The sequence below is a fragment of the Dyella sp. AD56 genome (assembly GCF_002878475.1).
Lineage (GTDB): Bacteria > Pseudomonadota > Gammaproteobacteria > Xanthomonadales > Rhodanobacteraceae > Dyella.
In genome coordinates this window covers 420,919-434,287 of the sequence record NZ_NRDP01000001.1, presented here as the reverse complement: position 1 = coordinate 434,287, position 13,369 = coordinate 420,919, and the positions used below count along the sequence as shown (strand labels likewise).

The window sequence follows — 13,369 nt, the reverse complement described above, 5'->3', positions numbered from 1 at the left end:
CGCCGCGTAGGCGGCCAGATCACCGCCACGCGACAATCAAACACCGGGGCTCTGGACCCCTGCCTGCGCATGGGTAACGGCTAAAGATGAAACGCTGAGGCGAGCACCCGACCTTTACCCCCTTTTCGGGGCTCACCCCAACCCTCTCCCCGAAGGGGAGAGGGAGAAGAGCGCGCCTTTCCGCCGACCCAATCGTTTGGACGTCCATACACCCAAACGCCAGACAAGAAAAAAGCCGCCAGCTTTCGCGGGCGGCTTTTCTCGAATTCGGAAACCGCGAGGGCTTACTTGCCCTTGCCGTTCGTCGCCAGGCCAAGAATGGTCTGCGCCTGCTTCTGCAGGCTGGCTGCTTCGTCGTCGGCCAGCTGCGAGCTCTTGCCGCCCTGGTCGTTGGTCTTCAGCACCAGGGTGCCATCGGAGATCCACGCCGCACGCTCGGTCGAGGTCGGCTTGGCATCCTTGCTGGACTTCTTCTGCTGCACGACCACCCACGGCTTGCCGTCCTTGTAGGCGTAATCGGTGCTGGTGAAGCCCTTGTCGCCGTAGTCGACTTCTTCGCGGATGAACTTCACATCACCGGCCTGGCGGAACACCTGCCAGCCACGCGATACCTTGTCTTCCAGCTTGGTGCCGCTGCTGATCTTCATGCCACCGATCTGCTTCTGCACGGAAGTGAAGGCTGCCAGCTCCTTCTCGCCCGGGGTCTGCTCGGGGAAGAGTTGCACATTCAGGCCGGTGGACGGCTTGCCATTGAGCACCGGCGTCTGCAGGCGCGGCTTATAGGTACGCTCGCCGTCGGTCAGCACGGCCTGGAGCACGTACACGCCAGCCGGGTTCACGTCAGCGGCATTGAACGGCAGCTCGAAGGAAATCGGCAGCGTATTGGCCGGCTCGACCGTCTTGGTCGCGAGCGGCTTGCTGTCCTGCTGGCTCACGTCGATCAGGGTCAGGTCAAGCTTGGCGGCCGCCGAAACGCTGCTGCCTTCGGGCACGGACACTTGCCCGGTGACCTGATTCGCCTGTGCCGGCGTCTGGGCGGCATTGCCACCTTCGGCGCCACCTTGGGACGACTGGGAAGAATTACCGCAGCCGGCGAGAGCCAAAGCGGCGACCGACATCAGCGACCAAACAAGACGGCGCATGGGAAACCTCTATCGAATGTCAGGGCTAGCGCGAGAACCAACAGGCGCCCAACACGCCTCGTGCTCTACACGGGGGAAGTTATCAGGATAGCCCAAAGGTAAGGCCTTGTAAAAGTTGGCTCCATGCGCTTGCGTATGCAAAAGCGAATGGCCGCCCAAATGGCCCGTGAACAAAAAGGGCGGCCCGGTCTGGGCCGCCCTTCGTGGTTGCATCGATGTCGCTTAGAAACGCTGCGAGTATTTCAGGTAGTAGAAACGACCGATGTCAAAGCCGCCGTAATACACGAACGAGCTGGCTGGCTTCGTGTACATGATGGGTCCCTGCTTATCGAACACGTTGTTAGCGCCGACCGAGATGATGCCCTTCCACGGCAGCGTCCAGCGGAACTGCACGTCATTGAACGTCGTGCTGCCCACGTGGCGCATCGGCGAGGCACCGTTGAACGGATCGACATGGTTCGGCTCGTTGCACTCGGTCGTGAACGAGCACTTCTCGGTCATGCCGGAGTAGTAACGCACCGTCCAGGTCGCGCCGAAGATGCCCTTGCTCCAGTCCAACGTCACGTTGGAGCGGGTGCGGAAGGTAACGCCGGCGCTGTTAGCCACGCCCACGAACGGCTGCACCTTGGTGGACGGGTTATCGTCCGCCTTGATGTTGAGGTAGTCGACGTAGGTGGTGTTCCAGCGAGCCACGAACTGACCGATCGATTCCAGCGAGAAGCGGTAGTTCACGCCGAAGTCGTAACCGGCTGTCTTCTCCCAACCCTTGTTGGTCAAACCGTAGTACATGTTGGTGATGGCGCCGGTGGACGGATCGCGCTGGAAGCTCGTGCAACGCGAAGCGATGCCGCCGGAGTAGCAGTCATCCAAAATGTTCTGCACGGTATCGGCCGAGATCAGGTTCTTGATGTCGATCCGGTACCAATCCAACGAGACGTCGAAGCCTTCGATGTAGTGCGGGCTGTAGATCATGCCCAGCGTACGGGTCGTGGCGGTTTCCGGCGTCAGGTTGGGGTTGGAGCCGTTGGTGAACTGGTAGTTCGACTGGCACGGATACGTGGTGCACGGCACCAGTGCCTGGCCAAGCTGGTGGAAGTTCGCAGCCACCGTCGGCTGGCCACCAAAGCCCGAACCGCAACGTGCCGCCACCGCCGGGTTGCCTTTGGCTGAGCCACGGGTGGCATCGCACGGGTCGATATACGACTCGAAGCTGCCACCGACGCCGCCGTAGAGGTCGGAAATGGTCGGCGCGCGGAAACCCTGTGCCCAGCTGCCGCGCACCAGCAGGTCATCAATCGGCTTCCACTTGAGGCCGAACTTGCTGTTGGTGGTGCTACCGAAGTTGTTGTAGTCGGAGTAACGCGTGGCCACGTTCACCGATAGCTCGCGGGCCATGGTCATGTCACGCAGCAGCGGCGCGTCCAGTTCCAGGTAGGCTTCATTCACCCGGTACTTGCCAGACGTGGTGGTCGCCGCCAGGCCCGAGCTGAGGCCCGCTTGGTTGAACGCGTCAGGCACGAAGCGACCTTCTTCTTCACGATACTCCACACCCGCAGCGATACCCAGGTCGCCACCCGGCAGCGAGAACCATGTGCCCGCGATGTTGGCGGTGTAGTCGACCGTGGTGGTCTTGCCGGTGTCGTGGTACTCGGGGAACAGGAACTTCTGCAGCGCCGGATCCGACAGCGAACCCGCACCCGCCTGACCGTAGGCCAGCAACGGATTCCACGGCACGCAGCCGGCAATCGCCTTGCCGTTGGTGCCGCAATGCACCTTGCCGTCCGAACCCAGGAACGACGGGCCCAGCGCCGAGCCGGCGTTCACCAGGTTGAAGTCGCCGTGGCCGATCTTCAGCATGTTATTGCGATTGGTCATCGCGCCCACGTCCCAGTTGAACGTGTGACCGCCTAGATCAAAGTAGCCTTCGAACCCCGCCGTCCAGCGATAGGTCTCCAGCTCGCTGTCGGTCGTACGGGGCATTTCCCAGCCGCGACGGGTGAAGTTGGCGGTCTTGCCCAGCGGATTGAAGTAACTGCCGGCATCCAGCGGTGTGCCGAACGAGCTCGACTGGTAGGGATAGCCCGCGATCTGCTGTTCCGTCTTGCGCTTGTTGTAGAGGAAGTCCGTCTTGAACGCGATGTTCTCGTCCAGGTTGTACTTACCCGCGACGAACAGCGAAGTGCGCTGGCTACCCGTCTGCAGCATCATCTGCTGGTTCGAGTTGGCGTACTGGTCCGTCGTCTGCGGGCGGTAGTTCGCGAAATTGCGCGTATCGCTACCCGGGGTCGGCACGCAGTTCGGGTACTTCTTGGTGCTCGCATTCAGCGGGCCGCACGGGGCGTTCACGAGGGCGCCGTACTGACTCACCGCACTCCAGCCGGCCGTCGGCTGCGGGTGGTTCGGGCCCGAGGGGTATTCGCTGAATTCGCGATCCTTGGCCCATACCGGGTCTTCCTTCACGTACTGCGCGCTCATCATGAGCGAGCCGCGGTCGTTGGCGGTGCCCAACGTGAAGTCGTAGATCTGCTTCTTGCCGTCGCCTTGGTCGTACTCGCCCACGTAGGCGTTTGCTTCAGCGCCGGTGTAATTGCTGCGGGTGATCACGTTCACCACGCCTGCGATCGCGTCTGAACCGTAGATCGAGGAACCGCCGTCCTTCAGCACTTCGATGCGCTCGATGGCGGACATCGGAATCTGGTTCAGGTCCTGCAGGCCGGTGGTGTTCGCGCCAAGACGCTTGCCGTTGACCAAAACCAGGGTGCGGTTGGGACCGATGTTGCGCAGGTCGACGTAGTAACCGCCTACGTTTTCACCCGAGGACAGCGCATTGGCGCGGCTGATCGGCGGCGAACCCACCTCCGTGAGGTTCTGCAGGACGTCGGCAACCGAGGTGAAGCCCTGGTTCTCCAATTGCTTGCGGTCGATCATGATGACCGGCTGCGCCGTTTCCACGTCGACGCGCGGAATGCGCGAACCGGTGACGGTGACGGCTTCCAGCTTCTTGGCTTCACCCGGGATAGGACCGGTAGCGTCCTGCGCCAGGACCGGCGCCGCCACCACGAAGGTACCTACGGACAGTGCCACACGCACGGCCACCGTAAGTTTATTATCAACTTTCTTGCGGAACTGCATATTTACTCCCCAGTAAAAGACGTCGGCCCCAACCGACGCCAAAAGGCCGCCTTGCTATGCAAGTGGCAGGTTCTGAAGGCGTTGCACCTCAGAACTTGCTGTCTGCCAGCTGAACAAGCCGGCGGATTCGTGATTACCAATTCGCAACCATTGCGTTCTTGATCTCGGTAGAAGTTGCTCCTTGTGAGCCACAACTACCAAGAACTTACGACCTTATGGGAAAATTCTTGCGAATGTCAACGCTTTCGTAACGCTTGCTTCACGTTGAGATTCGGTTTTCAAGGCCACGCTCCTACTCACAAGTCGCCATCCGCCAGGAAAATGCGATGAATATGCAAAAAATTTCGACCAACGAGTCCTCATCCACCTTCGCTGACCGCATCAAAGTGCTGATCCAGCGGGTGGGCAGCGTCACCGAGATCGCAAGGATGTGCGGGTTCTCCGAAGGTGTCGTGCGCAGCTGGCGCGACGGCAACACGGACCCGTCGCGCGCACGTTGCGTCACGCTGGCTAAGACCCTGGGTATTTCCCTGGTGTGGCTGGTGGCTGGCGAAGGGCAGATTCAGGTCACGGACACCATGGCCTCGGGCGAAGACCTGCCGAATGCGGAAGCATCGGCCAACCGCCATCGGTCCAAGCTGCGCACCGCGGCAGACACCCTGCATGCCAGCGGCCTGGCTATGGATCCGAGCCGCCTGAACACGGCGCTGCGTATCCTGCAGTCGGAGCTGGATCTGGCCGAGAGCCGCCTGACCTTGGCGGACAACGCCGACATGCTGGCTGACCTTTACGAAATCCTGGGTCCGGGCGGCAACGACGTCGACGCCACCGCCATGGTGTCGTTCAATCAGCGCCTGCACGAGCGCGTGAAGCGCGGCCGTCAGATCGTTGCATAAGGTGCTGACCGCGCTCCTGGCATAAAAAAACGGCAGCCGCCTGGCTGCCGTTTTTTATGGGGCGATGACCCGCCGCGTTACAGGCGGGCGATGTCGGCGATGGCACCGAATTGCGCCTTGAGCTGACCCAGCAGGGCCAGTCGGTTGGCGCGCACGGCCGGGTTGTCTGCGTTCACCAGCACGCTGTCGAAGAAGGCATCCACCGGCGCCTGCAACTGGGCGAGGCGCGTTAGCACCGCGGCGTAGTCGCCGGCCTGCAGTGGCGCCACCGTATCGGCGCGGGCTGCGTCGAGCGCGGCATGCAGTGCACGCTCGGCATCTGCCTCGAAATGAGCCGGATCCACCGAAGTGCCCACCGGCACGGCATCCGCCTCCTCAGCCTGCTTGCGCAGAATGTTGGCGACGCGCTTGTTGGCGGCGGCCAGGCTCAGCGCTTCCGACCGGCGGCCAAACTCGCCCACCGCACGCAGGCGGCGATCGAAATCGACCAAACTGGACGGTGACACGGCGAGCACGGCCTCGAACTGTTCGGTGGTGAAGCCCTGCTCGGCGTAATAGCCGCGCAGGCGATCAAGCACGAATTCCACCAGTTCGTCGGCAAGCACCGCCCGACGCTTGCCCGCATCGAGCGCGGGCGCTTTGCCGTCCTTGCCCGGCTTGAGGCCGGCCGCGAGCGCGGCTTCTGGCAACAATTCCAGCGCCTCGACGAAACTGCCGCGCAGGTCGAGCTCGAGACCGCCTTCGACCAGCGTACGCGCAAGACCGAGCGCAGCGCGGCGCAACGCGAACGGATCCTTGTTGCCGCTGGGCTTCATACCGACGGCAAAGATGCCTGCCAGCGTGTCGAACCGATCCGCCACGGCGAGCACCTGGCCAACCTTGCCAGCCGCGATGGCGTCGCCGGCGAAACGGGGCTGGTAGTAGCTGTCCAGCGCGTCGGCCACGTCCTTCGCCTCACCGTGGTGCGAGGCGTAGTAACGGCCCATCACACCCTGCAATTCGGGGAATTCACCGACCATACGGGTGAGCAGATCGCATTTGCTGAGTGCCGCCGCACGCGTCGCCGCGCCGGCATCCACGCCCACGCGACCGGCGATGATGCGAGCCAGCTCGGCCGCGCGCACGCTCTTGTCCCACAGGCTGCCCAGCGCCTGCTGGTAGGTCACATTCTTCAGCTGGTCCTGGTAGCTGGCCAGCGGCTCCTTGAGATCTTCGTCCCAGAAGAACTTGGCATCGGCGAAGCGCGGACGGATCACGCGCTCGTAGCCCTTGCGGATCTCCGACGGCTGCTTGCTCTCGATGTTGGCGATACCGATGAAGTGCTCGGTGAGCTTGCCGTCCTCATCGAACACCGGCACAAATTTTTGATTGGTCTCCATGGTGGTGACCAGGGCTTCCGGCGGCACGGCGAGGAACTCACGATCGAACGTGCATGCAATCGCCACCGGCCATTCGGTGAGGTTGGCGATTTCGTTGAGCAACGCGTCGTCGAGCTGCGGTACGCCACCGGTTTCCTTGGCTGCGCGGGCGACTTCATCGCGGATCTTCTGGCGGCGCTTGGCCGGATCGGCCAGCACCTTCGCCGCAGTCATCGCATCGAGCCAACTGTCGGCATCGGCGACATGCACCGGCTGCGTGTGCATGAAGCGGTGACCGCGTGACTTGCGCCCGCTGGTCAGGCCCAGCACGGACCCATCGACGATGTCCGAACCATGCAGGATCACCAGCCAGTGCGCAGGACGCACGAAGCTGTAATCGTGATCGCCCCAGCGCATGGGCTTGGGAATGGGCAGGCCCTTGAGCGCCTCGTCGACGATCTCCGGCAGCAACGCCGCGACGGGCTGACCCGGTTTCACCGCGCGGAACACGAACCACGAACCCTTATCGGTTTCGAGCTTCTCCAACTGCTCCACCGTGACGCCACACGACTGCGCAAAGCCTTGCAGGGCCTTGCTCGGCTGGCCATTCGCATCCAGCGCAGCGTTGACGGCAGGGCCACGACGCTCGAGGTTTTGCTCCGGCTGGTTCACCGCCACCGAAGGGATATGGACGGCCAAACGGCGAGGCGAGGCATACAGCTTGGCCTCATCCAGGCTGGCTTCAACACCACGCTTAGCCAGGCCGTCGCAAATGCCGCGTGAGAAGGCTGCGGCCAGTTCGTCCAGCGCCTTGGGCGGCAGTTCCTCAGTGCCCAGCTCAATCAACAGCGGCTTGGTGGCGGCGCTCATGCGGCCTGCTCCTTGAGGTTCTTCTTCAGGCCCGGGAAGCCGAGCTTTTCACGTTGTGCCACATAGGCCTCGGCCACTGCGCGGGCCAGCGTGCGCACGCGCAGGATGTAGCGCTGACGTTCGGTCACGCTGATGGCACGGCGGGCATCAAGCAAATTGAAGGTATGGCTGGCTTTCATCACCTGCTCATAGGCTGGCAACGGCAGGCCAACGGCGATCAGCTTGTTGGCCTCGCCTTCGCACACGTCGAACCAGCGCAGCAATTCCGGCACGTTGGCGTGCTCGAAGTTGTACGTGCTTTGTTCCACTTCGTTTTGATGGAACACGTCGCCATAGGTGACCGTGCCGTGCGGGCCTTCGGTCCACACCAGGTCGTAGATGTTGTCGACGTTCTGCAGGTACATGGCCAGGCGCTCGAGACCGTAGGTGATCTCACCGGTCACGGGACGACACTCCAGGCCACCGGCTTGCTGGAAGTAAGTGAACTGGGTCACTTCCATGCCGTTGAGCCAGACCTCCCAACCCAGGCCCCAGGCGCCCAGCGTGGGCGATTCCCAGTTGTCCTCGACGAAGCGCAAGTCGTGCACCAGCGGATCCAGGCCCAACTCCTTCAGCGAACCGATGTACAGGTCCAGGATGTTGTCCGGATTGGGCTTCATCACCACCTGATACTGGTAGTAATGCTGCAAGCGGTTGGGATTTTGGCCGTAGCGGCCGTCGGTAGGACGGCGCGAGGGCTGCACATAGGCCGCCGCCCACGGCTCGGGACCGAGCGAACGCAGGAAGGTGGCAGGGTGGAAGGTGCCGGCGCCGACCTCGGTATCGAGGGGCTGCAGCAAGACACAACCCTGCGCCGCCCAGTAGCGGTTGAGGGTCTGGATCACATCTTGGAAGGTGCGCGCGGACATGGCTTTCCGTGGGCTTGAATAAAGCGGGTTAGTATAGCCGGGACCGCATTCTCCGCTGGATTCCGGCGAAAAATGCCCACCAGGAGAGATCGCTGCATGGCCGCTTCGCCGCAATCCGTGTCCCTGCTCGGCCGCCATAACCGGCTGGTACTCGACGACATGCTGGCCACACTGGTGGTTGATGGGTATTTGCTGGCCGAAGATGCCAAGCAGGTCCGCATGGGATCCCGCAGTGGGCGCAGCACGGTGGAGCTGCATCCGTTGGTGCTGGTGGCGAATGCCAAACTGCCCAACCAGCGCGATCCGGGTCGCCCGCTGAGCCTGGAGGCACTGACCGAGTGGCTGGCACGTCACGCCCAGCTGCCGTACCTCAAGATCGACCCGATGAAGATCAACGCAGCCTCGGTGACCCAGGTGGTCAGCCGTGCTTACGCGGAGCGCCATCGCATCCTGCCCGTCGCTGTCACGTCGGGCGAAGTGACCTTCGCCACCTGCGAACCGTTCGATAACGGCTGGGCGCCTGATCTGTCGCACATGATTCGCCGCGACGTGAAGCGTGTGGTGTCCAATCCGATCGACATCAATCGCTACCTGGCCGAATTCTATGGGGTGCAGCGCTCCATCCAACTGGCACAGGACGCCAAGGGTCAAGGTACGCCGTCGGGAATTCTCAACTTCGAACAGCTGCTGGAACTGGGCAAGAGCGGCGAGGTTGGCGCGGATGACCGCCACGTTGTGCATATTGTCGACTGGCTGCTGCAGTACGCCTTCGAGCAACGCGCCTCGGACATCCACCTGGAGCCGCGCCGCGACGCAGGCCTCATGCGCTTTCGCATTGACGGTGTGATGCACAAGGTGTTCGAGCTACCGCCGCCGGTGATGACTGCGGTGACTGCACGTATCAAGATCCTTTCGCGCATGGACGTAGCGGAGAAGCGCCGGCCGCAGGATGGCCGCATCAAGACGCGCTCCTCAACCGGCCGTGAAGTGGAACTGCGTATCTCCACCATGCCGACGGCGTTCGGCGAAAAGGTGGTGATGCGTATCTTTGACCCGGACATCGTCGCCAAAGACTTCTCGCAACTGGGTTTCTCTGCGGAGGAAAACGACTCGTGGCGCACGATGGTCGAGCGGCCGCACGGCATTGTGCTGGTGACTGGCCCCACCGGTTCGGGCAAGACCACGACGTTGTATTCCACGCTCAAGCACCTCGCCACACCCGAACTGAATGTATGTACGGTGGAAGACCCGATCGAAATGGTCAGCCCCGAGTTCAACCAGATGCAGGTACAGCCGGCGATCGATCTGGACTTCGCGATGGGTGTGCGCACGCTGCTCCGACAGGATCCGGACATCATCATGGTGGGCGAAATCCGCGATCTGGAGACCGCACAGATGGCGGTGCAAGCCTCGCTTACAGGCCACCTCGTGCTATCAACGCTGCATACCAACGATGCGCCTAGCGCAATCACGCGCCTGCTCGATCTTGGCGTGCCGCATTACCTGATCCAATCGACGTTGACGGGTGTCGTCGCGCAGCGACTGGTGCGCACACTATGCGCGCACTGCAAACAGGAAACCGAGCAGGATCCGCACGAGTGGACCGCCCTTACACACGGCTGGTCGGTGCCTTTGCCCGGTAAGGTGTTCAAGCCGGTTGGCTGCCTGGAATGTCGCAACACCGGTTTCATGGGACGCACCGGTATCTATGAGATGTTGCCGCTGACGTCGCGGCTGCGTGGTTTGATTTCGGCACAGCTGGACCTGGGGCATTTTGGCCACGCAGCCCTGGCCGAAGGCATGCGCCCGTTGCGTATTTCCGCCGCAGCCCAAGTGGCCCGCGGAGTCACCACGGTGAAGGAAGTCCTGACCGTGATTCCACCGATTGAACATGGCACCGTCTGAAGCTGTCTAACCGTCTCACCTTGCACTCGTATCGCATGAAGCCTGTACTGATCATCCGCACCGGTCGCGCCCCTGATTCCATCCGAGCACGGCACGGTGATTTCCCTCATTGGTTTCGCCTTGGTGCGCAACTTTCTCCCGAGCGCATGCGCGTGATCGATGTAGAGGCAGGCGAAGAGCTACCGCCGCCGAGCCAAGTGGCCGGAGCGTTGATCACCGGCTCTGCTGCCATGGTCACGGAGCGTAGACCGTGGAGCGAGCGCACTGCAGGGTGGATCCGCGATGCCATGGATCTGGAGCTGCCCCTGTTCGGCGTGTGTTACGGACATCAGCTGATGTCGCACGCGCTCGGCGGCCGCGTCGACTATCTGCCCGGCGGCCGAGAGATCGGTACCGTATCGCTGAGCGTACTTGACGTAGCGAAGAACGACCCGCTTGCGAGCGCGTTGCCATCCACCTTCCGCGCGCACGCCACGCATGAGCAGAGCGTGCTCGAACTGCCCAAAGGCACGACGGTGCTGGCGAGCTCGGACCGCGATCCGAACCATCTCGTGCGTTATGGCAAGAACGCGATGAGCACGCAGTTCCATCCCGAGTTCAACGCCGACGTGATGCGCGCTTACATTCATCGCAAGCAGCACGACATGAAGCGCGAGGGGTTTGATCCGCACCACACCTTCAGGCAAGTCGCACCCACACCGCTCGCCCGTCGCCTGTTCCGTCAGTTCTCCCGACATCACGGATTGGCCACGGGCTGACGCGGTTGTCACGGGCGGGGTCTAGAATGATCTATAGGTGAGCCGGACGAATCCGGGCGCCGCCACACGGATAGACATTATGGGTCGACAACCGCATGTGCACCGAGCGTCCGTGATTGCGATACGCCTGGTCGACATCGCCGACACGATCGACCTCACCGCAGCGGAATCTCTATGGGTGCAGCAGGCGCGCACCGCTGCCGCGCGCAGCCGGTTGGCGACAGCGCCGCCCAAGGCAATGACGTTCGGCGTACCGCCAGTGGAACTCACACTTGGCGCCATTCAGGTCGACATTGCCGGACAAACGGTGCAGGCGACGGCGCTGGCAAGACTGTACGAATTCGGTGTGGCGGCCTTTTCCATCCGTGTGCCTGCCGATGACTTGCCATGGCCGGACTTCAGTGCACGCGTGAATGCGGTGGATGCATCGCTCGGCATCGCATCGGGTACCGACCTGTGGAACCGGCTGGTGGTGCAGATCACAGGCATCATGCGCCCGGCACTGTTGAGACCCAACCAAGCGCCGCTGCATGAGGACTATCTGCTAGGACTCGTGCATTCACTGGAGGGCGTCACCAGTACAGCGGCATTGCACGACGAGCTTGATTTGGTGCCCCTGCTAGCCGGCGAGTCCAGGCCACTTTCGGAGCAGGCGCGCCAGGAGTTGCTACGGCAGCGCTTCTCCTATTACACCGATGACCTCGCGGTGCTCACATGGGATCGTGCGTTCATCTATGAGCCGCGCGACGACTCGGACGTCGCCGATGTGCTTGAAGTCGCCAACGCGCAGCTACTGGAACTTCGTTATTACGACGAGCTGCTGGATGCTGAGCTGCCGCGCATGTACGACCTGGTGGAAGCGACCCATCACGTGGCGAACCCCTTTGCTGCACGGCGTTATGCAGACCTTGCTCGCCATCTCTACACGCTCGTGGCGGAAGTCACCGAGATAACGGAGAAAGTGGATAACGCGCTGCAGGTCACCGAGGACGTCTATCTTGCGCGCGTCTATGCCGCTGCGCTGGAGTTGTTTCGCGTTCCACACGTGAGCAAGGCGGTGGATCGCAAGCTGTCCATCATTCGCGACAGCTATTCGGCGCTTTACGAGGAAGCTTCAGGCAAGCGTGGCGAGCTGCTCGAGTTGGCGATCATCGCGCTGATCGTGGTGGAAATCGTGATTGCTGTTATCCGCCACGTCTAGCGAAAGGCTCATCGACCGCGGGGAGGCATGGGGAAAGGCGTGATCTTCTGGCCATCGCCAGCGTCGCGAATCACCAGTGCCCCCTTGCTCTCCACTTCTTCGATGCGCACGACAGACTGCATGGGCAAATGAAGTACGCGCGTATCTTTGAATTCCTCGCGTAGCTTTTCTTCGGTGGGATCCACCAGCAGCCCCTCTCCGACCGGCTCGAATACCAATTCGCCGACCTCGGTAAACCCCCAAAGGCTGCTAGAAGCCACATGCCGGGCATAGAGCTCGTAGCACTTGCCCAGGTGGAGGAAGGTCACCTTGTAGAGTTTCTTGTTGCGCATACGCCTATTTTAGCCGCGCAGGCGCCGTGCAATGGCGCCTCGTGAGAACAGTGCGAATACGAGGCCGAACAGGAAACCGGCGATGTGCGTCCACCAGACCACCGCGCCATAGCTCGGCCCGACGTAGCTGAAGAGCAGCTGCAACAGGATCCAGATGCCAATCAACAGAAAAGCCGGGACGCGTACGAACTCCAGGTAAAAACCGAGCGGCAAGACCAGACCCAGCCGTGCGCGGGGAAAAAGCGCGATATACGTGCCCAATACTGCCGATACAGCACCGCTGCATCCAATGATCGGAGAACGAATACCGACCAATGACAGCGCACCAACCAGATTGGCCACCATGCCGCCAAGTACAAACAGCAGCAGGAAACGAAACGAGCCTAGCGCTCGCTCTGCCGGCAGGCCGAAGATCACCAGAAAGAGCAGGTTGCCAAGCAAATGCAGCCAAGCGAGATGGATGAAAAGCGCGGTGAACAGCCGGAGCAGAGAGGGATCATGCAGCTGCGGCAGCAGCGGGGCCTTCGGATCGAAAATGTCCGCCGGCACCGTACCCCATTCCAACCACATCGACATGCGCTGTGGCCCCGGCATCAACGCCAATCCGACGAAACTGATCACGCATACGACGACCAGGAGCACGGTAGCCCACTGAACGTGTCGGCGGCGGTGGGTTTCGACATGGACAAACACAGAAGCGCTCCGCAGGATGCAGGCAGGGTTGACCTTGCATCATAGGCGATAAGTTTTTCCTGCACAGGGGAAACTCATACGCACCGGGTGCGATGACATCTCGATCTGTGTCGAGCGCTGACTTTCCTTTCGCGCAAAAACAAACGCCTTCCCGGATGGGAAGGCGTTTGAGGG

10 protein-coding genes are annotated in these 13,369 nt (G+C 61.9%); 4 read left to right on the top strand and 6 right to left on the bottom strand.

Going from position 1 to position 13,369, the window contains the following annotated elements:
* Positions 1-284 precede the first annotated feature (284 nt).
* Positions 285-1,142, bottom strand: coding sequence for a YbaY family lipoprotein (locus DyAD56_RS01905; protein ID WP_102301023.1), 858 nt, complete (start codon positions 1,140-1,142; stop codon positions 285-287).
* A 222-nt stretch (positions 1,143-1,364) separates the two neighbouring features.
* Entirely contained in the window at positions 1,365-4,274 is a 2,910-nt protein-coding gene (locus DyAD56_RS01900; protein WP_102301022.1) for a TonB-dependent receptor, read from the bottom strand.
* Positions 4,275-4,600: 326 nt separating this feature from the next.
* Here DyAD56_RS01900 and DyAD56_RS01895 point away from each other — a divergent pair, with 326 nt between their 5' ends.
* Entirely contained in the window at positions 4,601-5,170 is a 570-nt protein-coding gene (locus tag DyAD56_RS01895; protein ID WP_102301021.1) for a helix-turn-helix transcriptional regulator, read from the top strand.
* Between the two features lie 77 nt (positions 5,171-5,247).
* Here DyAD56_RS01895 and glyS read toward each other — a convergent pair whose 3' ends face one another.
* Both glyS and glyQ read right to left on the bottom strand, forming a co-directional pair.
* Positions 5,248-7,398 carry a glycine--tRNA ligase subunit beta gene (glyS, locus tag DyAD56_RS01890; protein WP_102301020.1) on the bottom strand — a complete coding sequence of 717 codons (2,151 nt, stop codon included), beginning with the start codon at positions 7,396-7,398 and terminating at the stop codon, positions 5,248-5,250.
* Positions 7,395-8,306, bottom strand: a complete 912-nt coding sequence (gene glyQ / locus DyAD56_RS01885) for a glycine--tRNA ligase subunit alpha (RefSeq protein ID WP_102301019.1) — start codon at positions 8,304-8,306, stop codon at positions 7,395-7,397. The genes glyS and glyQ overlap by 4 nt, the downstream gene beginning before the upstream one ends.
* Before the next feature lie 96 nt (positions 8,307-8,402).
* Between glyQ and DyAD56_RS01880 the strand changes: the two genes are divergently transcribed.
* The 3 genes from DyAD56_RS01880 (at position 8,403) to DyAD56_RS01870 (ending at position 12,170) form a co-directional block, all read left to right on the top strand.
* On the top strand, positions 8,403-10,211 hold the full coding sequence (locus DyAD56_RS01880) for a GspE/PulE family protein (protein ID WP_102301018.1): 1,809 nt from the start codon (positions 8,403-8,405) through the stop codon (positions 10,209-10,211).
* A 35-nt stretch (positions 10,212-10,246) separates the two neighbouring features.
* The gene (locus DyAD56_RS01875; protein ID WP_102301017.1) at positions 10,247-10,969 is read left to right on the top strand and encodes a glutamine amidotransferase; all 723 of its coding nucleotides are present in this window, start codon (positions 10,247-10,249) and stop codon (positions 10,967-10,969) included.
* Positions 10,970-11,081: 112 nt separating this feature from the next.
* Positions 11,082-12,170, top strand: a complete 1,089-nt coding sequence (locus DyAD56_RS01870; RefSeq protein WP_233202247.1) for a hypothetical protein — start codon at positions 11,082-11,084, stop codon at positions 12,168-12,170.
* Between the two features lie 8 nt (positions 12,171-12,178).
* On the opposite strand, the gene DyAD56_RS01865 is transcribed toward DyAD56_RS01870, so the two are convergent.
* Both DyAD56_RS01865 and DyAD56_RS01860 read right to left on the bottom strand, forming a co-directional pair.
* Entirely contained in the window at positions 12,179-12,502 is a 324-nt protein-coding gene (locus tag DyAD56_RS01865; RefSeq protein ID WP_102301016.1) for a DUF1820 family protein, read from the bottom strand.
* Positions 12,503-12,511: 9 nt separating this feature from the next.
* Positions 12,512-13,195: a rhomboid family intramembrane serine protease gene (locus DyAD56_RS01860; RefSeq protein WP_102301015.1), complete on the bottom strand. Its 684-nt coding sequence runs from the start codon at positions 13,193-13,195 to the stop codon at positions 12,512-12,514.
* Positions 13,196-13,369 lie beyond the last annotated feature (174 nt).